At 51.1% G+C, this 22,836-nt stretch carries 14 protein-coding genes; 8 read left to right on the top strand and 6 right to left on the bottom strand.

What is annotated here, in order from left to right; translation table 11 throughout:
• The first annotated feature begins 1 nt into the window (after position 1).
• Genes rimI through ACO0K8_RS03970 form a run of 3 tightly spaced genes read left to right on the top strand, consistent with a single transcriptional unit; the run spans position 2 to position 2,441 of the window.
• Positions 2-484, top strand: a complete 483-nt coding sequence (gene rimI, locus ACO0K8_RS03980; protein ID WP_422945318.1) for a ribosomal protein S18-alanine N-acetyltransferase — start codon at positions 2-4, stop codon at positions 482-484.
• A 17-nt stretch (positions 485-501) separates the two neighbouring features.
• Positions 502-1,470, top strand: coding sequence for a uracil-DNA glycosylase family protein (locus ACO0K8_RS03975; protein WP_422945317.1), 969 nt, complete (start codon positions 502-504; stop codon positions 1,468-1,470).
• 5 nt (positions 1,471-1,475) lie between these two features.
• Complete coding sequence (locus ACO0K8_RS03970; RefSeq protein WP_422945316.1) at positions 1,476-2,441, top strand: DUF1853 family protein; 966 nt, start codon at positions 1,476-1,478, stop codon at positions 2,439-2,441.
• Positions 2,442-2,486: 45 nt separating this feature from the next.
• Here ACO0K8_RS03970 and lplT read toward each other — a convergent pair whose 3' ends face one another.
• Complete coding sequence (gene lplT, locus ACO0K8_RS03965) at positions 2,487-3,749, bottom strand: lysophospholipid transporter LplT (protein ID WP_422945315.1); 1,263 nt, start codon at positions 3,747-3,749, stop codon at positions 2,487-2,489.
• A 156-nt stretch (positions 3,750-3,905) separates the two neighbouring features.
• Between lplT and radA the strand changes: the two genes are divergently transcribed.
• Positions 3,906-5,288, top strand: coding sequence for a DNA repair protein RadA (gene radA, locus ACO0K8_RS03960; protein ID WP_422945314.1), 1,383 nt, complete (start codon positions 3,906-3,908; stop codon positions 5,286-5,288).
• Between the two features lie 172 nt (positions 5,289-5,460).
• On the opposite strand, the gene recD is transcribed toward radA, so the two are convergent.
• The 5 genes from recD to parS form a co-directional block, all read right to left on the bottom strand.
• Complete coding sequence (recD, locus tag ACO0K8_RS03955; RefSeq protein ID WP_422945313.1) at positions 5,461-7,509, bottom strand: exodeoxyribonuclease V subunit alpha; 2,049 nt, start codon at positions 7,507-7,509, stop codon at positions 5,461-5,463.
• Positions 7,506-11,240, bottom strand: a complete 3,735-nt coding sequence (recB, locus tag ACO0K8_RS03950) for an exodeoxyribonuclease V subunit beta (protein ID WP_422945312.1) — start codon at positions 11,238-11,240, stop codon at positions 7,506-7,508. Before recB ends, recD begins: the two co-directional genes overlap by 4 nt.
• Entirely contained in the window at positions 11,237-14,740 is a 3,504-nt protein-coding gene (recC, locus tag ACO0K8_RS03945) for an exodeoxyribonuclease V subunit gamma (RefSeq protein WP_422945311.1), read from the bottom strand. The genes recB and recC overlap by 4 nt, the downstream gene beginning before the upstream one ends.
• A gap of 347 nt (positions 14,741-15,087) precedes the next feature.
• A complete protein-coding gene (locus ACO0K8_RS03940; RefSeq protein WP_422945310.1) occupies positions 15,088-15,546 on the bottom strand; it encodes an RES family NAD+ phosphorylase in 459 nt (152 codons plus the stop codon).
• Positions 15,543-16,079 (bottom strand): type II toxin-antitoxin system Xre/ParS family antitoxin, encoded by a 537-nt coding sequence (gene parS, locus ACO0K8_RS03935; RefSeq protein WP_422945309.1) that lies wholly within the window; start codon positions 16,077-16,079, stop codon positions 15,543-15,545. Before parS ends, ACO0K8_RS03940 begins: the two co-directional genes overlap by 4 nt.
• A gap of 407 nt (positions 16,080-16,486) precedes the next feature.
• Between parS and ACO0K8_RS03930 the strand changes: the two genes are divergently transcribed.
• The 4 genes from ACO0K8_RS03930 (at position 16,487) to ribH (ending at position 22,827) form a co-directional block, all read left to right on the top strand.
• On the top strand, positions 16,487-19,822 hold the full coding sequence (locus tag ACO0K8_RS03930; RefSeq protein ID WP_422945308.1) for an amidohydrolase family protein: 3,336 nt from the start codon (positions 16,487-16,489) through the stop codon (positions 19,820-19,822).
• A gap of 501 nt (positions 19,823-20,323) precedes the next feature.
• Positions 20,324-20,752 carry a hypothetical protein gene (locus tag ACO0K8_RS03925; protein ID WP_422945307.1) on the top strand — a complete coding sequence of 143 codons (429 nt, stop codon included), beginning with the start codon at positions 20,324-20,326 and terminating at the stop codon, positions 20,750-20,752.
• A gap of 375 nt (positions 20,753-21,127) precedes the next feature.
• The gene (gene ribBA / locus ACO0K8_RS03920) at positions 21,128-22,249 is read left to right on the top strand and encodes a bifunctional 3,4-dihydroxy-2-butanone-4-phosphate synthase/GTP cyclohydrolase II (protein WP_422945306.1); all 1,122 of its coding nucleotides are present in this window, start codon (positions 21,128-21,130) and stop codon (positions 22,247-22,249) included.
• An 80-nt stretch (positions 22,250-22,329) separates the two neighbouring features.
• Entirely contained in the window at positions 22,330-22,827 is a 498-nt protein-coding gene (ribH, locus tag ACO0K8_RS03915; RefSeq protein ID WP_295751399.1) for a 6,7-dimethyl-8-ribityllumazine synthase, read from the top strand.
• The last annotated feature ends 9 nt before the right edge of the window (positions 22,828-22,836 follow it).

Below are 22,836 nucleotides of genomic sequence, written 5' to 3'. Positions count from 1 at the left end.
AGTGAGCCAGACCCCAAATATTAGCGGTGCAGTAAGTGCGCCACATTTTTACTGTCTCAGTTTTGCCGATGTCGATAGAGTACTTGAGATAGAAGAGCAGGTGTATAGCCATCCCTGGACACGTGGAAACTTTCATGATTCTTTGTATAGCGCACATCAGATGCTCGGTTTGCAGGATGCTAGTAATAATTTAATTGGCTACTACGTGTTAATGCCGGTAGTCGATGAGATGCACCTACTTAACTTTGCGATAGCTACTCAGCACCAAGGATTAGGCTATGCCCGCATTTTATTAGATCATCTCTGCGCCAGCGCCAGAGAGCAGCGCTTTCTCTCGATATTGTTGGAAGTTAGGCTCAGCAATCTAAGAGCCTTAAGTGTGTATACCGAGTATGGTTTTTCCGAAATAGGTCGACGTAAATCCTATTATCCGGTTGTCGGTAACTTGCGTGAAGATGCTATCGTAATGCGCATAGAACTTTGAATGAATGCCACACTATCATGAACGATAAACGAGATTTTCTGCTAAGCGAAATGAGCCTGGGGCCGCTCTGGAAGCTGCGTCACGATGCGCCGGTTTCCGAACAAAACACTCCTGCTATCGAGGCTGAGATGGCTGATTCGGTTGCCACTTCAGCAGCAACTATAACGACTCTTCAGGATGAAGGCGAGACCGCGGCATTTGCTCTGTTTTTGAATACGCCTGAGTATAGCGAGGCGGCTGAGACCGCGCCTGCAGCTAAGTCTGCGCATGAGCCCGATTTTCCGCCTGAAGTTACGGCAGTTGACTTAGCTAGCGCAGCTGCGATTGAAGATTTAAGCGCGGGCGCAGTCGCTGTTGAAAAAGCGGCTTTAGACTTAGCTTGGAATGCCACGGCGGCCAGTGAGAATAATTCAGCTTCTGTAGTTAGCTCCACGCGAGATTTTGAACTGACTGAAAGCGCTGCCTGCCTGTGCGGCTTGTCCGATAAAGCGGAACAAGCCTTGTTTCGCGCCGACCGTGCCAAACCTGATTATCTGTTCGTGTATTGCGATGCAGCAGGTGGTGCGCGTAGACATCAAGCTGCTGACAGCGCCAAAACCCTATTTGAAAATATGTTGCTGGCGATGGATGTGCAAAGAGGTGCCAAAGCTTATCTGAGCAACGTCCTTATCTCGGCACCGCAACTGCCGCCCGGCAAAGACGTGACGGCATTGGCGGCCGAATATTCTGTCTGTTTGCCATGCTTGCGGCGACAACTAAAATTAATGCAGCCATCAGTGATTGTCGCTTTGGGTAGCACCGTTGCCGGCACACTACTCAATTCTGATCCCGCAGCAGTAACTGCATTACGGGGATCATTACAGCATTTCGAAGGCTTGCCCTTGGTCTTGAGCGATGATCCGCGCTATTTATTGAGTCATCCCTTGGGCAAAGCTAAAGTGTGGTCAGATCTTTGCCTTGCCATGAATTCGCTAGTCGGTAGCTAGTGCGCATGGAAACTTACCAATCGCGATTTCATCACGAGTGGCAGCATTTGCAGGACGTACATGTGCGGGCGCTGGCCTGGATACTTAGCTCGCCTAGTTTACTCGATAGCACGAGTGTACTTTGGCAGAATCAACTCGTCGATGTGGACTTGCCCGAAAAAGCAAGCCTGGATGCTTGGTTGCAGCAATTAGATAGGCAACCGGTCGCTTTGCATGAGGCTTTAGCGGTGCACAAGCATAGACGCCTCGGGCATTATGCGGAAAACCTTTTGGCTTTCTTTCTCCGTCACCAAGGGGTGTTGTACGCACATGGTCTGCAAGTACATGAAAATGGCACAACGGTAGGCGAGTTCGATTTTTTGTTGAATCAAGGCGAAGATTTGCTGCATTGGGAAATTGCCAGTAAATTTTATTTACTGGTGGTAGAGGATGGCGTTGAGCGTGCACCAGATTTATATGATTATTTAGGACCTAATCTGGGCGATACCCTGGGTAGCAAGATGGAAAAAATCTTCCATCAGCAATTGGCTCTGGCGCAGCATCCGCAAGCGCAGAGCATGCTGCCAAAAAAGGTAGTCGATGCCCGCGCCTTGGTCAAAGGCTGGCTGTTTTATCGGACAGCGTCTATTGCCTCAGCGGTCATTGCAGGCGTCTCTGAGTATCATTGCCGTGCATATTGGTGGACTGTGGATGACATAGAAAAACTGGCGATACCTCATGCCTTGATACTGCCCAGACTGGAGTGGTTAGCGCCAGCCCAATGCGCGCTAGATGCTGTGATGACGAAAGATGATTTGAAAGAAGTGCTCAAGCGGCACTTCTTGAGCGATCAGAGCCCGGTCTTGCTGGCAATTATGAGCAAGCATGGAAACTGCATGCAGGAAATTTGCCGTGGCATGGTGGTGCCAAATGATTGGATCAGCCGCGCGCAAGAAAAGCGGGCTAGCCTGCGGCAATCACCAGTAATCTAATTAAGAATAGTGCGGCCTACTGCTTAGTGTTTACTAAGTGTTGGCTTAGTGTTTGTGCTCGCCGATCAGGGCAATCGAGTCGAACTCTCTTTGATTGGCCTGATGTCTGCGCATCACCATAAACATGGTGCCAGCCACGAATAAACCAAACATCACGATCACGACATGGATGTTGAGCTTGAACGACACCATCAACGCATACAATCCCAGCATCACCAGAACTGATAAATTTTCATTGAAGTTTTGCACCGCAATTGAATGTCCTGCGCTCATCAGTACGTGACCGCGGTGCTGCAGTAAGGCGTTCATAGGAACGACAAAGAAACCGGCCAATGCACCGATCAAGATCAGCAATGGATAGGCGATCCAGACATTCGTCACCATCGTCATCGTAGTGACGACTAGGCCCATAGCAATACCTAAAGGCATTACCGACAAGGATTTTTTGAGCGGTACAAAGCGCGCCGCGCCAACCGCGCCTAGTGCGACGCCGACCGCGACCACGCCCTGCAAAACGGCGGCCTTATTGAGTGGCATATTGAGCGAAGTTCTGGCCCAGTCGAGTACGATAAATTGCAGGGTGGCGCCGGCGGCCCAAAATAGAGTGGTGACTGCCAGTGAGATTTGCCCTAGCTTATCGGCCCATAAGGTACGAAAGCAGCAGGCAAAGTCAGTCACCATTTTAATCGGGCTGCGTTCTTGATGATCATAGCGGGCACCGGTATCTGGAATGCGTAAATTGAATGCTGCGGCCAACGCATAACATCCAGTGATGACGAGTAATGCCGCCTCGGTAGGAGAGTCTATGCCGAAATCGAGAACCGGAAAATCAAAGCCTAATAATATTGCTGAGACTTTTGGATTGATCAGCGTACCGCCCAGTACTGTGCCGAAAATAATCGAGGTAATCGTCAAGCCTTCTATCCAGCCATTGGCGGCGACCAGACGATCCGGCGGTAAGAGTTCAGTTAAGATGCCGTATTTAGCCGGTGAATAGGCGGCAGCGCCAAAACCTACTGCGGCATAGGCAATTAAAGGATGTACGTTGGCGAACATGAGCGCGCAGCCAGCCACTTTGATGAGATTAGTGACGAACATCACCTTGCCCTTGGGTAGGGAGTCGGCAAATGCACCGACGAATGCGGCAAGCAACACGTAGGACATCACGAAGAATAATTTCAGCAAGGGTGTCATCCAAGCTGGCGCATCCATACTAGCTAAAAGAGCCATCGCTGTGATGAGCAATGCGTTATCGGCCAGCGAGGAGAAAAACTGCGCTGCCATAATTGTGTAAAAACCGCGTTTCATTCGTTTTCTAAACCTGTTACATAATGTCACCGACTGGCTTTATACCATGAAAAATCGGAAATACTCATGAAATAGAGCAAGCAATTATCGAGATACTGTTTAAAATATCAGTATATTTTGCATTATTAGATTTAACCCTCCAATCAGACTTCGACAATGGCCAAAGCAAAAACAAATTACACCTGTACCGAATGCGGTGGCGTCTTGAATAAATGGGCAGGGCAATGTCCGTCTTGCCAGCAGTGGAATACCTTGGTGGAAACCATCGTTGAAGTCGGTGGGAATCGTTTTTCGAATACGCATCAGAGCTTGGCGCAAACCGCGCCTGTACTGAATCTGGCGGATATCGAGACCGAAGATATTCCTCGCTTCGGCACCGGCATAGAAGAGTTTGACCGGGTGCTCGGTGGCGGCTTAGTGCCAGGTGGCGTGGTCTTGATTGGTGGTGACCCTGGTATAGGTAAATCGACTTTATTATTGCAAGCGCTGGCCAGTCTCTCTAAATTCAAGAAAGTTCTCTATGTGAGTGGCGAAGAATCGGGCTCGCAGATTGCCCTGCGCGCTAAACGCCTGATGGTCGATGCTAGCGATTTGCACCTGCAGGCCGAGATACAACTAGAAAAAATTCTCAATACCCTGGCCGATTACAAACCCCAAGTGGTGGTGATCGACTCGATACAGACCGTGTATTCGGACGCACTAAGCTCGGCTCCCGGGTCGGTGGCGCAGGTGCGTGAATGTGCCGCGCAACTCACGCGTATCGCCAAGGGCAATAACATCACCATGATCCTGGTTGGCCATGTCACCAAAGACGGTGCGCTGGCTGGGCCGCGCGTGTTGGAACATATCGTCGACACTGTTTTGTATTTTGAAGGCGACACCCATTCCAGCTTTAGACTGGTGCGGGCAATTAAAAACCGTTTTGGCGCGGTGAATGAATTGGGCGTATTTGCCATGACCGAAAAAGGCCTGAAAGGCGTATCGAATCCATCTGCCTTATTTTTGTCGCAGCACGATACTCCGGTGGCCGGTTCTTGCGTGATGGTGACTCAGGAAGGCACGCGCCCGCTGTTGGTCGAGATCCAGGCTTTAGTCGATACCTCACATGCGCCCAACGCCAAACGGCTGTCGGTAGGCTTAGACCAAAATCGGCTGGCGATGTTACTGGCGGTGTTGCACAGACACGCGGGTGTCGCCGCCTCGGATCAGGATGTGTTTATCAATGCGGTCGGTGGCGTCAAGATCACCGAACCAGCGGCCGATCTGGCGGTGCTGCTGGCAATTAATTCCTCGATGCGCAATAAGGCTTTGCCGCGTGGTTTGGTAGTGTTTGGAGAGGTCGGCTTAGCGGGAGAAATCCGACCCGCGCCACGTGGTCAGGAGCGCTTGCGAGAAGCCGCCAAACTTGGTTTTTCAATTGCCATCATCCCCAAGTCGAACGCGCCCAAGCAAAAAATAGAAGGTTTGCAGATCATCGCTGTCGACCGTATTGACGAGGCCTTGAGCAAGGTAAGGGACATAGATGGACTGCTAGAGTAGGGTTTTGCAAACTTTACATTTAATATACTCACCCTGAGTATCAGCATTAATCGGGATGTTGCGCATATAGACTGTGCGTAACAGCCCGATTAATATGCATACCCCCCTAGTTATCCTTTATTAAGCTTAAGTGGACAGGATAATACGGTGCGCGCCTGGTTGTCTCAACTATCTAAAACCTGTCCAGCAAACTGGCCAAGCCGCTGGCGCGCAGGGTTCTGCGTTTTAGGGCGTCGTCAAATACCGATGCGCTTGGCGTCACCAGGGTGAAATTGCTTCTGGCTCGGGTGATGCCGGTGTACACCAGTTCGCGGCTGAGTACGGGTGAAGAGACTTCAGGCAAGACCAGCACGGTGTGGCTAAATTCTGAACCCTGGGATTTATGTACCGTCATGGCATAGGCGGTAACCACATCGCGCAGGCGTGTAGCCAGTACGCTGCGTACTGTTGGCCCTTCTAAAAAGTAGACGCGCTGGGCGTCTTTGCGCAGCGGGTCGGGCAGGCAGATGCCGATGTCACCGTTGTAGACACCGGTGCCGTGATCATTGCGCGTGATCATCACGGGGCGGCCGATATACCATTCACTGTGACGCTTGATCAGTTTTTGGCTATCTAATGCTTGCTCGATAGCGCTATTTAAACCTGCCACGCCCCATGCGCCTTCGCGTACCGCGCATAAAATGCGGAAGCTTTCAAAACGCTGGAGTACATTCAGCGCCCATTTTTCATGTTCGGCAACGAGATTGGTGCCAGCAACATGGTTTTTTGGCTGCTCATTGAGGAGTGACAGATAGCCGCAATAGCCGCCTTCTGCACCGCTGCGACCATTGAGGGCCAGTTGCAACATCTCTTTGGTTTGGGCCTGTGTCATCCAGTTTAAGACAGGACCGTCATTCGTATGCAGATTCGCACGCAGAATAGCACTAGCCGCAGCATTATTGCCGCTGTTGACCGCCAACGCCAGCTGACCGATAGGGCCACTGAAGCGCCGACTCTGACGCAGCATCACGGTTTGCTGACTAAGTGCGCCGCCGTCGCCCAAATAGCGCTGCGGCACAGCGATGCCGCAGCTTAATGACAGGTAGTCTAGCGTCTGCGCGCCGTAGGCACCGGCTTCGGCGTTGCGGCATAAATCGCCTAATACCGCACCGGCTTCTACCGATGCCAACTGATCTTTATCACCCAGTAGTATCAACATGGTGGTGGCTGGCAGGGCGGCGAGTATAGCGGCCATCATCTCCAGATGCACCATCGAGGCCTCGTCCACAATCAGCACATCGACATCAAGTTGATTACCGCTGTGGTGGCTAAAGAACCGGGTATTCGGACGCGCACCTAGCAAGCTGTGCAATGTGCGTGCTGCGCCCATGCTGCTACTCAATTGCGCCAGGGGCAGGGCGCTACCAACTTTATCGCTTAATTCCTCAAGCGCGGCGTCGATTGCTTGTTTTAGCCTGGCGGCCGCCTTGCCAGTGGGCGCGGCAAGCGCGATCCGCAAATTTTCTGGTGTCGTTGCGCTGGCAAACAGCAGGGCGAGTAGCCGCGCTACCGTATAAGTCTTGCCGGTGCCAGGCCCGCCAGTGATGATACTAAGTTGACTGCGCAAGGCAATCGCGCAGGCGATTTTTTGCCAGTCTGGCTCGGCGGCATGTTCCGTAGCTGCGCTGCTGCTGTCAAACAACTTATTCAACCAGTGCTGAGCCTGCGCAATATCGACCGTGCGCCGACTGTCGGCGCGAGCGCCGATTGCGTCTGCCACATTGGTTTCATCCTTCCAATAGCGGCGCAGATACAGTCTATCCTGATCTAACACCAGCGGCTGTTGTTGATTATTGCCTACATCTGTGACTAGCCAGATTTGCTGGCAATTACTCAAGCAATGACGCCAGCTAGCCAGGTCATTCGGTAGTGGCTGCGCCAGTTCTGCAAGGGCGCTCCATTGCTCGTTTTTCCAGCCTAATAGGGCGCTGGGATTATCTGCCAGTTCCTGCAACATCAGACAACTATGGCCACGCCCCTCCAATTCTGAGAGTATGGTGCAAGCCAGTAGTGGTGCCGGATTTAGCACGCCTAAGGACGCCATAAAACGTGCCAGCGCGGGACCCAGCCTACGCAGTAAACCGGCCTGCGCCAGATCATCTAAGGCGTCGAACAGTGGCAGTAAAGCGGTGGGTATCGCTGAAAAAGAACTGACGGATGGGAGACTTGTGTTGCGCGTCATAGGCTCGCTGCTTCCGATGTAAATAAGTTGTCGAGAGCATCCAGCATCTGGCTTGAGGCCTGCAGCTGATAACAGCCACGCGTCTCGTTATGCTGTATGCCGCGCAAGAAAAAGAAGATCGCCCCACCTAGTTGCGTCTGTGGATCATAAAACGCACCGAGACGGTCTTTTAATAGACGGTGCAGTGCTAGCAGATAAATCGCGCCCTGCACATCGTAGCGGTGTTGCGCCATGGCAGCAGCCAGCGCATGCGTGTGATAGCTGGCATTTTCACCGCCTAGGTAATTCGATTTGTAATCGAGCACCCAGTAACGCCCTTCGTGTTCAAACACCAGATCGGCATAACCTTTGAGCATGCCGTGCAGTTGGCGCTCTGGCAAAGCAGGGCGCGCTAACCCATCGAGCATATGCGCTTGGCATAATTGATCTAATTGCTTAGTGGCGAAATCTTCACTAGGGAACCAAAACTCCATTTCGGGAAGAGTGTTTTCTAAAGCTAGATCGCATAGTGTGGCGCCGATGGCAGGTAAATGGGTGTTCGCAATGGCCTGTAGCCAGACAGCCGTCTCGGTTTGCCTATGGCCCCAGCCAGCGCGTTCGCAGCGCACTGCTAGCCGCGTATTAAAACTATCCTGATTGGCGATCGTCAGGCCTTCCAGTGCCATCCACTCTAGTTGTTCATGCAAAAATTGCCCCGGCAGCGGGCCGCGTGGAAATTGGTGCCATACCGAATTCTGGGTTTTGCCAAATTGATCGTTAATTACTAGATTATCCTGCAGTCCCAGGTCGGGATTCTCCAGAAGTTTTTCTTCTTGCGGACGACTCGCGACGACTGCAGGCGCAGTCACCGACATCGCCTTGGTTAGCGCAGTAAAACTACTGACCGACCAATCGCGCTCAAAGGAGGCGCTAAACAGGGGCGCATCAATTAAGACCGGTCTTTCATCAAGCCGCGCCAGCAGGCTGACCGGGATGCCTTGTTCCAGAGGGGCGATCGCTAAGATCTGGATCTCGGAGCAAGCACCGCGCAACTTCGCCAGTTCATCGATGAGATCGCTGGCGGCCAGAGGTCGGCCGCCAGCGATCAGATAGCCCAAGGCCGAGTCATGAATTTTATTCTTGAGTGAGGCCACTCCTAACCATACGGCATGCCGTGCACGTGTTAATGCTACATACAGCAGGCGCAGGTCTTCTTCAATGCGCGCTGTTTCCATCTGAGCTAAGGCATGCTCGGATAAAGCCAGATCAATTTGTGGCTTTCCATGTTCATCGACAAATTCTAAAAAACTACGGTTGCGGGTGCTGGCAGGACGCGCACTGACCGCGAACGGTAAGAACACCAGCGGATATTCTAAGCCCTTGGATTTATGTACCGTCACAACTTTGACTAACTCAGCGTCGCTTTCTAAGCGTAACACGCGTTCTTCACCGCTTTCGGTCTCATTCTCGATTTGCTCCGCCAGCCAGCGAATTACCGCCTGTTCGCCATCGAGTTGTTGACTGGCATTTTGTAATAACTCGGCCAGGTGCAGCAGATTGGTCAAGCGGCGTTCGCCACCAGCTTGTTGTAATAAACTGGCAGGCAGACCCAGATCGTGGATAAAACGCCTGAGCATGGCCAGGATGCCCTGACGTTGCCATAATAAATGCAAGCTTTTTAGTTGCTCTACGCGTTGTTCCCACACCATATCGTCATAGGCATGGCTGGCCAGAGTTGTCAGCGATAGGCCGGCAGTCGCCGTGGCAAAGGCCGCACGACCCAAACTATTGTCTAGCGGCTGAGACACCGCGTGCAGCCAGCGTAATACATCCGCTGCTTCGTCGCTGCGTATGACCGAGTCTTTATCCGATAAGTAGACACTGGCAATTTTGCGTTTTTGCAAGGCCCGGCGTATCGCCGCAGCCTCATTGCGGTCGCGTACCAGAATCGCGATATCGGCAGCTTGCAGACGGGTAAAACTTGGAACACCATCCGCCAATGTCTGAAACCCAGCCTGGCTGTCATTGAGCAAGGTGGCTATTTGCTCTGCACATTGATTCGCAAAAAGCTGGTGATAGTCGTCTTTATTCAGATCAGATTCTTCGCTACACCAGAGCGTCATGGCGCTGACCGTAGCGATGCTATCGACCAAAATCTCGGCGCGGCCATTGCTGACAACCGCTTCAAACGGCAGCGAATTATCGGTTGCTGTGCGAAACTTGAAGGCGCCACCGGCAAAACCGCTTTGTGCAGGCTGCGCACTAGGGTCTCCTTCCGCATACAGAAACATCTGATTCACGGCACGCACCAAAGGCACGCTAGAACGGTAATTGGTCGCCAGTAGATAATGTCTGCCAGTGGTAGCCAGACGCGCCGCCAGATAGCTTTGTATGTCGGCACCGCGAAATCCGTATATCGACTGTTTGGGATCACCGATCAAAAACAGTCCCAGCTCAGGCTTATTCTCCGCGACCTGATACAGCGCGTCAAAGATCTGGTATTGCTCGGGCGAGGTATCTTGAAACTCATCGATCATAGCGAGCGGATATTGCGCCACAATACGTGCCCGCAGCGCCGCCGTATTCTCACCAGTAAGCGCCAAACGTAGGCGCGTCAGCAGATCGGCAAACCCAAACTGGCGCGTGCTTTGCTTGAGCGCGGCGACCCGCGCGGCAATCGCGCTGGCGGCATGCCGTATCAGGGCAAACTTGATAGGTTCGATTTGATCTAACGCAGCTTTTAATACTTCTAGCCGGCCGAAAATTTCTGGTACGACGACGCTATAGCCCTTGTTGCAGGCGTCGGCGATGCCATCTGGTGTCAGTCGGCTCCAGGCTTTATCAAACGAAGCCGGCATCAGGGCTAGCGGATCTTGCGCCCACGTGCGCAGGGAGGTGAACCAGGTCTGGACATTGGCGCTTTTGAGTTTTACTCCGCTAAAACACTTGGGTGCAGCAGTTTGCTGCGCCTCTATCCATTCCTGCATCGCTTGCGCACGTTCTAGCCAGCCGTGCTTTAGCTCGCTCAATATCGCGCCTTGTTCACTTTGCACACGATTAATTAAACCCGCTAAAGTTTCTTTCGGTACCGCTCCCAGTAATTCGCTCTTTGCTACCAGCTGACGTATCGCAATTTCCATTGCACTGACGTCGTTCCAGTAGCTACGCAGTAACGCTAATGTTTTGCTGTCGAGCTGGTAGACCTGTTGACGCCAGTAATCGCGTACCGCGTCTTCGAGTAAGGCCGATTCATCACTGAGTAATTCTTCATCGAACAGGCTGCCGCTGTCGAAAGCATGCTCGCGCAACATGCGTTGACACCAGGCGTCTATTGTGAAAATGGCCGCGTCATCCATGCTCTCGGCCGCCAGCATTAAACGGTGTGCCGCTTGTAGTCGCGCTTCACCCGGCGTATAGGCGCGTATCAGTTCAATTAAGAATACATCTTTTTGATCAGGCTCTACACCGCGAAAACACTTGGCGGCATGCACCAGCCGCTCACGGATACGATGCGAAAGCTCCCTTGTGGCAGCGCGGGTGAAGGTCATTACTAGTATCTCGGACGGCAGCAGGGTGCGTGGAAAACTGTTGACTGCGCCATGTCCGAGTACCAGGCGCAGATACAGGGCAGCGATGGTCCAGGTTTTGCCGGTGCCAGCGCTAGCCTCGATCAGACGCGTGCCATGCAATGGGAAATGTAGGGCATCCAGTATCTGGCTGCTGTTTTCTATCTTGACGTTAATGCTGTTCATTGTGCATCCTGGTCATCGTTGCTACTGGCGACGTAAGCATCAATCGTAGTGACGGCAAGCTCGGTTTTCATCCATGTGGCTAATGCCCCGTATAGCGCCTGTGAGCAACTCTCATAATCTGCTTCTGCACTCAAGCTTGCGTAGTCTGGCCATAGTCTGGCCAGACTGGCGTCCTCTGCCTCGCCGCGTAGCTGGTAGCCACCGTCATATACCTGTTGCGCATTCGCTTCTTGCGCTAAAGCCAGGCCCGTCTTGCAAGCGGTTGGCAAAGGTCTATCCATACCGGCACGCCAGCAGGCTAGCAAAGTGTGCAGGGTCTCGATAGCCTGCGTTTGATCTAAGGGCTGCATGCTGACGATGGCGTCGCGAGCCAATAAGAAGCCGGTCACCTGTCGGCCTAGCGCCGCCGCCGCTAGCTGACTGAGCCAGGCGTCAATTAATTTTTCACCGCGTAACTCGCCTTTTTTATTCGTAATCTTGCTGGAGATTTGCGTCAGGCTGACCACTTCGCCGTGATGTTCAGGTTGGTTGCTGTGCATGCGTTCTAACCAGCCGTCTAGTTGTATATCATCGACGATCAGATTGATCGCAAGTTTGTCGGCAGGGTAGGGGAATTGCTGGCACAGTTCTAACCAGGCGGTGCGTACTGGCGTCAAGGCTGTGACTAATTGATTTTGCCATTGCTTACCGATTAGTCCCACAGGTAACACGCCTTCACGGCCCAGTTTGGCGGCACGGGTACGTAGACTGTCGGCTACTTGGTCTAGCGCTTCCGGCTCGCCTACATCGTCCAATAAGCTGTCGGCACGCGCATATTCTTCTAAAGCATTCAGACCGAAAGGTTCTTCATCCTCACCCAGAGTTTGCGCATCGTTGAACATCACGCCCAGTCTTTGCCGGAAAAAATATTTTGCAGGTTGCTTGATAAAACGCGCCAACTCACTTAGTTTGAGACGGTAGCCAGTATCGACTTCAAAAACCGGTAATGACTCGCTACTGAGTGTCAATGCCGTCTCTACTGCATAGTCTGGAAGCAGCTCAAGATGCGCATTGCGCCATTCTCTGGCGTAGGTAAGTAAACCGCCTTGTTCAAAATAGCGTCGGCTAAAAGCTTGCAAGGCGTGTTGGGTGGTCATCTGATCCAAGTCGCAATCCCAGGCCGCTTTTAGATAGTCGCGTAATTGTGCCACCAGCACCGAAGCCGGTTGTTCACTATTATCTCGGATATTTTTGCCCACCCAGGAGATGTACAGAGTGTCGCGCGCGGCTAGCAGGGCTTCGAGCATCAAATACCTGTCGTCGTGGCGGCGCGAGCGGTCACCGGGGCGCGCCATGCCGGCTTGCGCCAGCAGATCAAAATCGAGATGCTGGCTGCGGCGCGGATAATCGCCGTCATTCATGCCTAGCAAGCACACCACTTTAAACGGCACCGCGCGCATCGGCATCAGCGTACAAAAAGTCACTCCGCCGGAGACGAACTGATGGTCTAAACTAGGCTGATCGAGTGCGTTTAGCCAGGCTTCCCGTAACACCGGTAGTCCAACTTGCTCGCTAAAACCAGCACTTTGACATGCCTCTAGCCATTGCTGTAGCGTGTCGTCTAATTGCCCGAGAGTGATCCGATCAGCTTCATCGAGTTGACTACCCTCAGAAATAAAAAATGCCCGCAGCAGAGAGCGCGCGCGTTGACCCCAGACTTCCGGGCTGGCGGGCTGCGCCAGCACGAGATTCCAATGAATTAAACTCTCGACAAATTGTGCCAGCGATCCAGCCAAGGACGCGTCGAGACCTCCGACTTCGGCATACGGTTCTATACCCGCATAAGCTGCTCCATCGCCACTGGCGTAACCTAGCAACATGCGGCGCAAGCCAAAAATCCAGGCATTTTGCTCGCCGGTAGCGCCTAGCCCCAAGCCATTGCGGTGGCTTTGATCCAGACCCCATCGTATTCCTGCACCAGAGATCCACAGGCTTAGTTGCGGCAGGTCGTCTGGCGTTAGCCCAAAACGACTGGACAATGCTGCCACGTCCAATAGATCGCGTACTTCGCTCTGGCGGCAACGCTGTTGCGGCAAGCGCAGCAAATAGTCCAGTGCCAGTAGTAAAGGGTTGACGCTGCGGTCCTTGACGTCAGCGATCGTGTACGGGATGTGGCGCGCATCTTTGCTCTGATATTGTCCGAATACGGCGCGGATAGCGGCTGAAAACACCTCGATATCGGGCACCATTACAACGATGTCTCTAGGCCGCAGAGGCGCTGTCTTTTGTTCGGCTAGCATGCTCAACAATTGATCATGCAAAATCTCGACTTCGCGCTGCGTGCTGTGCGCAACATGAAAAACGATAGATTTATCGCTGGCCTTAAAGCCGGGGTGAGGGTGCTCATCCAGCGACAACATATCGCGCACCGCTGCTTGCAGTCCTTGCAGTAAGCTGTCGCCCTGATCTTCGGTAAACAGATCGATACGCAGGCTGCTGAAGTTTTCGCGGGTCGCCTTGGCATTATCGAATTCATCCAGTAAGCGCACAAAATCACGCCCCATGCGGCCCCAACCCGCGAGTAAAGGATGGCTGTGTGCGTGTAATTGATCGAGCGGTATAGTCGATAGATCCAGATCCTTGCGTGGTTGCTGGCGCTTATGTCGCGCCTTGAGCAGCTCGCGCCCCTCTATGATGTCACCCCAATAAAACTGGCATGGGTTAGGAACCGCCAAGATCACCTGAGTGTGCTTTGCCAATGCGGCCAAGGCTTCCAGGGTCTGTTGTGGCATCGCCGAAATCCCAAACAGCACCACGCGGCGCGGCAGTTTGCTGATCGGCGCTTCGCCACTTGCGACCTTATCGAGAAAACGTTGATGGATAGTGACACGCCCTAAAGCATCGGCCGCATCTTCGCTATTGTTTAACACGTCGGTCAGGATGGCACGCCACAGCTGCGCCTGCCAGCGTTGATCGTCCAACAAGGGTATAAATTCGCCGCTGGCGTTGCGCAAAACATCGCGCCCCTCGGCCCAGTCATTGAGCCAATCGGCTCTGTACACCTGATACTGATCAAGTAAATCGGCCAGGCGCTCGGCCAATTGCAGGCGACGCTCAGGATTGCCGTCGGCCAGAAAATGCCTAAGCGGTAAAAAGTCTTCTCGCGCCAGGAGCTCGGGGATCAGGCGCATCAAGCGCCAGGTCAGGGGCGCTTTGTCCAAGGCCGAACGGCTAGGGACTTGATCGCGCCCCAGCATAGAGCGGTACACTCCCCACAAGAAGCGCCCTGGCAAATCGATGCGGGTCGCTGCACAGACGCCTAATTCTTCTGCGACGGCGATTTTCAGCCACTCGGCAATGCCGTTCGATTGCACTAAAAATAGCGCTTGTTCCAGAGGGGAGAGAGGATGGCTGCGTAACCAGGCAAACACCGCTGCGCGCAATTGCTCCAGTTGATTGCCATGCAGAATAATCAGCCCAGGCGTGATGGATGAAACAGGAAAGGAAGCGGGTACAGACATGAGGCTCGATTCAATAGTGTGGCGAGGGGCTGGATGCGTTAGTTTCGACTAACAATCAAATAAGACAAACTACAAAATCCTGCGTGCGCATGATTTTAATCTATAGCCATTTAATCTTTCGCATATTTGCTCGGGAATTTTATGTCGAACTGGTATCTGCGTCCCAGCCGTTCAGGATCAGAAGCGCGACGCTCATGCTTGCCAGAGTTGGTGCTTAGTATCGAGTCTTTAAATATTTAATACATGCATGCCGCCAGCGCGCATATTCCATGCGGTTCTCCGGGGTGGTGTGCTGTAAACCCGCATGGAATATGCGCGTTAGCCTAGGTGCTTTTTGATTTTTACTGTCACTTCCGCATACGGGCGTCGAAGCGAAATTCTCTTTCTATACTGAGTTTGATTCTGTCATAGGCTGGGTGGTCGGCATTGATCACTGCGTTGAGCGCTTCTGGAATGATGGCTGAGGGGATTAGCATTGCTAGTGCCTGATGTTTGACTAAGATGTCGCGGCCGAAAATTTGGGTACTTTCCGGCGCTGGCAGATCGGCCCAGTCAGCCGGTAAATCGCCAATGGCGGGTTGAATGATAATACTAGGATCATCAGGTATTTCAACTGTTACCAGGACCAAAGGCGGGTAGATGGTGCCTGCCAGATGAACGAACTTTTCTAGCGCACATATTTCTACGGTGGCGCCTGCGTACAGAACTGGGAAGCCGATAGGGTTCCATCTACCACCCTCGCTGCGCGCGCCATAGCAAGTACGATCCAATGCATATTTTTTTGTGGTAATGCGCCAGAACTTCAAGCGACACCACCGGTGGCGATGGCATTGAGTATTTGGCGTACCGATACCGCGCCCGGTTCTGTATCCATTAACTCTAAAGGTGTGGCGTTGCCTAAGGCAAGATTAGGCTGCCGCATCCATGCGATGGCATGGTCTTTATCTTCAAATATTTCTATCGCCATGCGAGTCACGGCGCCCATGCGATACACGCGCTCGGTAGCGGCAGAATCTATCTTGGCGGCGGCTTTTTCTAGTCTTGAGGCGGTAGTGGCAGGTACCCGCACGATGCTTTGTATACGCGCTTCGGTTTCGCCAAAAAAGCCGCTGACCGATTTAAGTATCTTGGCAGGAAAACCTTCGCGTATCAGTTGAACAGCATCAAAACCGCGCGGACCATGTTCGACAATATTGGCGAACATGCGTGGATCTAGTGTGCCGCTGCGACCGCCTACTGCTTTTAGGCGTGCTTTTGGAGCACTGCCTGCGTTTCTAATCGCGCCGGCCGGTTTGCCGGATCTGGCTGCAGTAGTGCTGGATTTTTCCTTGGTAAGCATGATAATCCTCCATTTGGTAATTAATAATACTCCAAATGGGGTGGTATTGCCAGATGTTTGCGGACCACTACTAACTTAATGCTCAATCTTTACGCAAGACTCCAGAATGCGATTGTTGATTTGGCAAATTCAAAGCGTCATTGTTGCCAGCCCAGCCCTGCCAGTAATACGCCGTCGCTTTATATCTATACTCCACAGCACATCGACAATATTTCCTGTCTTGCTGAACTTTTTAGCGTATTCCTAGTCTCAAAAACTTATGCCTTGGGTAAATCTTCCAGCACAGCTTGAATGGGGGATCTATTTAAGTCACATTGGAGATATCTATTTTACAAACGCAAGCACAAAAAAAAAGATAGTCGGCGGCCACAAGCTTAGCCGACACGACCAACCAGAATGGAGACCTTATGCCTAGTTTTCAAAAACGCCGCCTCAGCCTGTTAATCTCAGTCATGTGCACACTTACTTGCGTGACGATGCCCGGTACCTCATTGGCAGTCGATGCCGTGGTGCCTGTTAAAGACAGCGTCGAGAAAATGAAATGGGATGTGAATCACCCACCCGGCGCGGCAAGCACCGCTACATTAGACACCACCTCCGGCACTTGGATGAGTGTAGATGTTAGCCCGGATGGTAAACAGATCGTATTTGATATGTTAGGCGATTTGTATCTAATGCCGATAGCGGGTGGCGAGGCCAAGGCCTTAACGCACAGCATTGCCTGGGAAATGCAGGCGCGTTTTTCTCCTGATGGTAAACAGTTGACGTATATGTCGGATGGCGGTGGCGGCGACAATATCTGGGTGATGAATGTCGACGGTAGCGATGCACATGCGGTCAGCAAGGAAGATTTTCGCCTGTTAAATAATCCAGTCTGGCATCCGAATGGTCAATACATCGCGGCGCGCAAGCACTACACGGGAACACGCTCACTTGGATCTGGAGAAATCTGGCTATACCACCGCAGTGGCGGTGCTGGCGTACAACTGAATGAAAAAGCCAATTGGCAAAAAGATTTGGGGGAGCCAGCATTTTCGCCTGACGGTCGCTACGTGTACTACTCGCAAGATACGACGCCCGGCACTTCGTTTGAATATAATAAAAATTCCAACGCTCAGATTTATCAAATTTTCCGCAAGGATCTGCAAGATGGGAAAACCATCGCCATGGTTAGTGGAGCCGGTGGGGCCGTGCGTCCCACCCCTTCGCCGGATGGCAAATATCTGGCCTTTGTCCGGCGCGTGCGCGGTACCGACGATAGCTTGAGTAATTCACAAAGTACTTTATTTTTAAAGAATCTATCGACCGGTGAAGAGACGCCGGTCTGGGGTGAGCTGGAACGAGATTTGCAAGAAGCGTGGGCAGTGCATGGTGTGTATCCGGCCTTTAGCTGGCTGCCCGATAGCAAGCAGATCGTGGTCTGGGCCAAGGGTAAGATCTGGCGCGTGAATCCATTTGCCAAGACTGCCGCTGAAATACCTTTTCATATCAAGGATAGTCGTGAAGTGCGCGCCGCTGTGCGCTACCCAACGGCGGTAGCGCCAGATCAATTTGATGTCCATCAGTTACGTTGGGTCAATGTGTCGCCTAAAGGCGATAAGGTGATTTACTCTGCTTTGGGTTACTTGTATGTGCGCGATTTGCCCGATGGCACGCCGCATCGACTAACCAAACAAGACGATCATTTTGAGTTCTTCCCGAAATTTTCGCGTGACGGCAATAGCGTGGTATTCACCACATGGAATGACGAAAAGCTCGGCACGGTGCGTAGCATAGATCTGCGAGGCGGACAAGAAACCATACTTAGTAAAGAGGCTGGAAAATTCAGTGAGCCGACTTTCTCGCCTGACGGCAAGCAAGTGGTGTTCGTCAAATCACGTGGCGGCTATCTGACGACGCCTTGGAACGGTTTAAATACCGGCGTCTATGCGGTCAGCGCGGATGGTAAGGGTATACCGCGTTTGTTGACTGATGAGGGCTCGGCGCCACAATTTGGCAAAGATAGCGAGCATGTCTACTTGACCCGCACCCAACATACCGGGGAAGTGGATTGGACCACTTCGCTGATACGCTTTAAGATGGATAAGAGTGAGCAGGTGGCGGTGGCAAAAGGTGAGTTCGTCGAAAACTTCGCGGTCTCGCCGGATGGTGACTGGCTCGCTTTCGGCGAGCGCTTTCACGCCTACGTCACTCCTATGCCACTGGCGGGTAAGGCGTTGACGGTAGGTTCTAAAATGGATGGTTTGCCGGTTAGGCAATTGGATGTCAACGCCGGCGAATACTTGCATTGGTCGGGCGATAGCAAGAAGCTCAATTTCTCTCTCGGTGACGAGTTGTTCAGCAGTCCTTTAACTGCTGCATTCAATTTTGTTGCGGGCGCACCGAAAGACTTAGCGAAACCTGTAGAAAAAGGCATGAAGATAGGTTTTCGCGAGAGTGCCGATAAACCGTCAGGCGTAACAGTAATTTCTGGCGCACGCGTAGTCACAATGAAGGGCGACGAAGTCATAGAGAACGCCCGTATTGTCATCAAAGATAATCGCATCGTCGCTATCGGTAGTGTCGAGAGCGTCGCTGTGCCGGTCGGCGCCAGGCAAATTTCCGCTAATGGCAAGACCATTATCCCGGGCATCGTCGATGTACACTGGCACGGCGGCATGGGCGAAGGTCAGATTATTCCTCAGCAAAGTTGGGTCAATTATGCCTCGCTGGCGTTTGGCGTCACCACCATCCATGATCCATCCAACGACACGGCCGAGATCTTTACACAAAGCGAAATGCAGCGCGTTGGTAATGTAATCGGCCCGCGAATTTTTTCGACCGGTACAATACTTTACGGCGCAAAGGCAAATGTGAGTGCGGTTGTAAACAGTCTCGACGATGCTCTGACCCATTTAAAGCGACTGAAAGCGGGAGGGGCGATCTCGGTCAAGTCTTATAATCAGCCGCGTCGCGAACAGCGTCAGCAAATTCTGGAGGCAGCACGTCAAACCAATATGATGGTGGTGCCGGAAGGCGGCTCTTTGTTTCAGGCGAATATGAGTATGGTGGTGGACGGACATACTGGTGTCGAGCATGCACTACCTGTGGCGAAGGTCTACGACGACGTCAAGCAACTCTGGTCGCAAACCAAAGTGGGATATACACCGACCTTGATCGTTGGCTATGGCGGTCTGGACGGAGAACATTATTGGTATGCGCGTACCGATGTCTGGAAGCACCCGCTGTTGTCACGTTATGTACCGCACTCGATACTGGAAGCGCGTAGCGTCAGGCGCGAGACTGCACCGGATCAGGATTTCAATGTCTTTAACATCGCTCGCACGGCAACGGAACTACAGCGTGCCGGAGTCGACGTTAATCTTGGTGCGCACGGGCAGCGTGAGGGTCTGGGCGCGCATTGGGAAATGTGGACTTTCGCCAAAGGAGGTATGACCGCACTGGAAACCATACGTACCGCCACTTTAAACGGTGCCAAGTATCTGGGTATGGATAAAGATATAGGATCACTGGAAGTCGGTAAGCTGGCCGATCTGGTGATTATCGACGGTGACGTGCTTAAAGACATACGGCAATCAGACAAGATTTCGCAAGTGATGTTGAACGGACGTTTGTACGACGCCGCCAGCATGAACGAAGTAGGGGGCAGAACTAAGAGTCGTAAGCCGTTTTTCTTTGAGGGGAAAAATGCGGCTGGAATGTCAGTTGAGAGCATCAGTCACGGTGATGGTCATGGACATTGACGGAAAATGACTGGCAATGCTTAGGTCAGGCATTATCTGTAAGAAGCATAGGAAAAAAAAGAGCCGCAGATTTTGCGGCTTTTTTTTGCCGTTTACTTTAGCGCTGACAGCTTTAATGCCTTGAAAATAGTTCTGTGATAAATACCAAGAAAAATTTAAAAATATCTTGTTATAAAATTTTCTTATTTGAATTGAAAAAGTTCTGTTGATAAAGTTTGGCTGCGCGTCAAAATTATATTTTTGTCGATGTTTTTTGATGATTTTTTTGCGCTACATTTTGAGGAATAGGCTCTTAAAAACCCCAAATAATAGTAATTATTAATTATCTATTCCAGCTGGACTAACCTATATTAAATTCTGCGAGATGCGGAGGCTTGCAAATAAAAAACTGATTCTTGTAGAATTAATATAGATAAATTTGCCATTTGTTTTTATTTGGAGTTTTATTTGAAGATACGAATCAAAACTATCGAAAAATTCTGAGAAGCAAAGAGGATGATCATGAAACAACTATTTGCAATTTCAGTGCTGAGTATGCTGCCTTTCTTGGCGTCGGCTCAGACTGCGGCGGATGTGGAAACAGTAAACATTTCAGGTGATCAGAGTATTCACCTTCCTAGCCAAATTTACAGGATGAGTTCTGATGAATTTTATAAATTTAAAGGTGCTTATTCCTTATCGAACGGCATGAGCTTGTCACTATTTGAGCGAGGTAGAGCAATGTATGCACGGATCGATGGGCAAGATCAACATCAAATAATTGCCAGCGCAGCCAATTCTTTTGTTGCCAAAGATCTGCAACTAAAAATGCGTATAGACCTTAACGACAATGGCGAAGCGAGTGGGGAATTATTTTATTTATTGCCAAGTCAAGTGAGCGCAGATAATCAAGTAGTAAAGCAAAGATGGGTGGTGGCAGTATTTCCATGATGGGATTACTTGATTTAAGTATTTACTCGCGCAGTGTTACCTTAAAGACGTAAACTCCTATCAGCGGAGAATGCGTCTTTCTAACATTCGTCGCCCCTCTTGTGCTAAGCGATACACTTATTGTTTCTTGCAGTTCGCAGAAGTTATTCAAGACCTCGATCATGATAATTATTGCCATTTAAAAAATATTGGCTATATTTAATTGCAATAAATTACATTAATTTCAAATATTTCAAGTTAGAGCTGGGGATAAATCGTTTTGCTTTTCAGGAAGCTACGCGAAATACTTTACAATAGAGGGTTAAACCCCCAATAAAGTAGGCGTGCGCATTTTGACGCGAAAAACACGCATGCTGCACCATCTAGGAAATCCACATGAGTATGTCAAGCACCCAAGAAATAGTGAATGAATTACGCGCTGGCCGTATGGTCATATTGGTGGATGAAGAGGATAGAGAGAATGAAGGTGATCTAGTTTTAGCTGCGGATTTTGTAACACCCGAAGCGATTAATTTTATGGCGAAGTATGGCCGCGGTTTGATTTGTCTTACTTTGACTGAGGAGCGTTGCGACCTTTTAAACCTGTCTATGATGACGGCGCGGAACGGAACCGCCTACGGTACTAATTTCACTGTCTCTATCGAGGCGGCGGAAGGAGTTACTACTGGAATCTCTGCCGCTGATCGTGCAAAAACGGTACAGGTTGCTGTGCACAAAAATACTACGGCCAACGACATCGTTCAGCCTGGACATATTTTCCCTTTGAAGGCACAGAAAGGCGGCGTTTTGATGCGTGCCGGCCATACTGAGGCAGGTTGCGACTTTGCAGAATTGGCTGGTTTAACGCCAGCCTCAGTGATCTGCGAAATCATGAAAGATGATGGCACTATGGCCCGTCTGCCTGACTTGATGGATTTTGCGAAAGAACATGATCTAAAAATAGGCACAATTGCTGATTTGATTCACTATCGTAGTCAAACCGAAAGTATCGTTGAACGTGTGGCCGAGCGTGAAATGCACACTGTACACGGCAGTTTTAGGGCAATCGTATATCGAGACAAGCCAAGCGGCTCCGCCCATTTGGCATTGGTACATGGGGTTATTAGTGTTGATAAGGATGCTCTAGTACGCGTACATCAGCCAGTTTCAATACTCGATTTACTTGAGAGCAAAATCTCCACGCATTCATGGAACGTTGCCAGTGCTATGGCAGCAATCAAGGCATCGGATAGTGGCGTCATGGTGTTACTCAATTGTGAAGAAACAGCAGAGCAAATGTTTGACCAGTTTAAAGCATTGAATAATCCTGATAGCAAGCCTTTAGGTCGTGCTGCTCGTATGGATTTGCGGAACTATGGAATAGGCGCACAGATACTTAAAGATGTCGGTGTCGGACGTATGAAACTGTTAGCGAATCCAAGGAAAATGCCATCGATGACAGGTTTTAACTTGGAAGTAGTGGGTTATCTGGATAAACCTGAAGTTGTGAAGACCTAAAGTTTCAATCTTGACTCAAGAAAAAAATACCATATATTAACCTTAAATTATTTTATGCGCTAACCGCAGGAGAAAATATTATGACCGTTGGACATTACGAATCAAACCTCGATGGTGCTGGAGTACGGATTGGCATCGTGCAAGCACGTTTCAATGAAACCGTTGGGAATGGCTTGTTAAGCGCATGCTTAGCGGAGCTCAGCAATCTAGGCGTGTTAAATGAAGACATTTTGCATGTCACTGTACCCGGCGCCTTGGAAGTGCCATTAGCTTTGCAGAAACTGGCAGATACGAATCAGTTTGATGCTTTAATTGCTCTCGGTGCGGTCATTCGCGGCGAAACATATCACTTCGAACTGGTTTCTAATGAGTCTGGAGCAGGTATTACCCGTGTTGGTCTCGATAACGGCATAGCGATTGCGAATGCAATCCTTACAACAGAAAATGATGAACAAGCTGAAGCTCGCATGCTAGAGAAGGGCACTGATGCTGCCCGCGTAGCGGTGGAAATGGCTAATCTGACTTTGGCCCTGGAAGAATTGATCGAGGCGACAGAGGATGTCAGCTACGACGCCTGATCACCTCAT

The sequence above is a fragment of the Undibacterium sp. Ren11W genome (genome assembly GCF_049340485.1).
Taxonomy (GTDB): Bacteria; Pseudomonadota; Gammaproteobacteria; order Burkholderiales; family Burkholderiaceae_D; genus Undibacterium.
This window is presented reverse-complemented; position numbering and strand designations above follow the sequence as displayed.

What these genes read in the sequence shown, in the direction of transcription:
- ribH (WP_295751399.1), top strand. Translation starts at nt 22,330, where the DNA reads ATGACCGTTGGACATTACGAATCAAACCTCGATGGTGCTGGAGTACGG.
- recD (WP_422945313.1), bottom strand. Translation starts at nt 7,509, where the DNA reads ATGACGCGCAACACAAGTCTCCCATCCGTCAGTTCTTTTTCAGCGATA.
- ACO0K8_RS03925 (WP_422945307.1), top strand. Translation starts at nt 20,324, where the DNA reads ATGAAACAACTATTTGCAATTTCAGTGCTGAGTATGCTGCCTTTCTTG.
- recB (WP_422945312.1), bottom strand. Translation starts at nt 11,240, where the DNA reads ATGAACAGCATTAACGTCAAGATAGAAAACAGCAGCCAGATACTGGAT.
- radA (WP_422945314.1), top strand. Translation starts at nt 3,906, where the DNA reads ATGGCCAAAGCAAAAACAAATTACACCTGTACCGAATGCGGTGGCGTC.
- recC (WP_422945311.1), bottom strand. Translation starts at nt 14,740, where the DNA reads ATGTCTGTACCCGCTTCCTTTCCTGTTTCATCCATCACGCCTGGGCTG.
- ACO0K8_RS03930 (WP_422945308.1), top strand. Translation starts at nt 16,487, where the DNA reads ATGCCTAGTTTTCAAAAACGCCGCCTCAGCCTGTTAATCTCAGTCATG.
- lplT (WP_422945315.1), bottom strand. Translation starts at nt 3,749, where the DNA reads ATGAAACGCGGTTTTTACACAATTATGGCAGCGCAGTTTTTCTCCTCG.
- ACO0K8_RS03970 (WP_422945316.1), top strand. Translation starts at nt 1,476, where the DNA reads ATGGAAACTTACCAATCGCGATTTCATCACGAGTGGCAGCATTTGCAG.
- ribBA (WP_422945306.1), top strand. Translation starts at nt 21,128, where the DNA reads ATGAGTATGTCAAGCACCCAAGAAATAGTGAATGAATTACGCGCTGGC.
- ACO0K8_RS03975 (WP_422945317.1), top strand. Translation starts at nt 502, where the DNA reads ATGAACGATAAACGAGATTTTCTGCTAAGCGAAATGAGCCTGGGGCCG.
- parS (WP_422945309.1), bottom strand. Translation starts at nt 16,079, where the DNA reads ATGCTTACCAAGGAAAAATCCAGCACTACTGCAGCCAGATCCGGCAAA.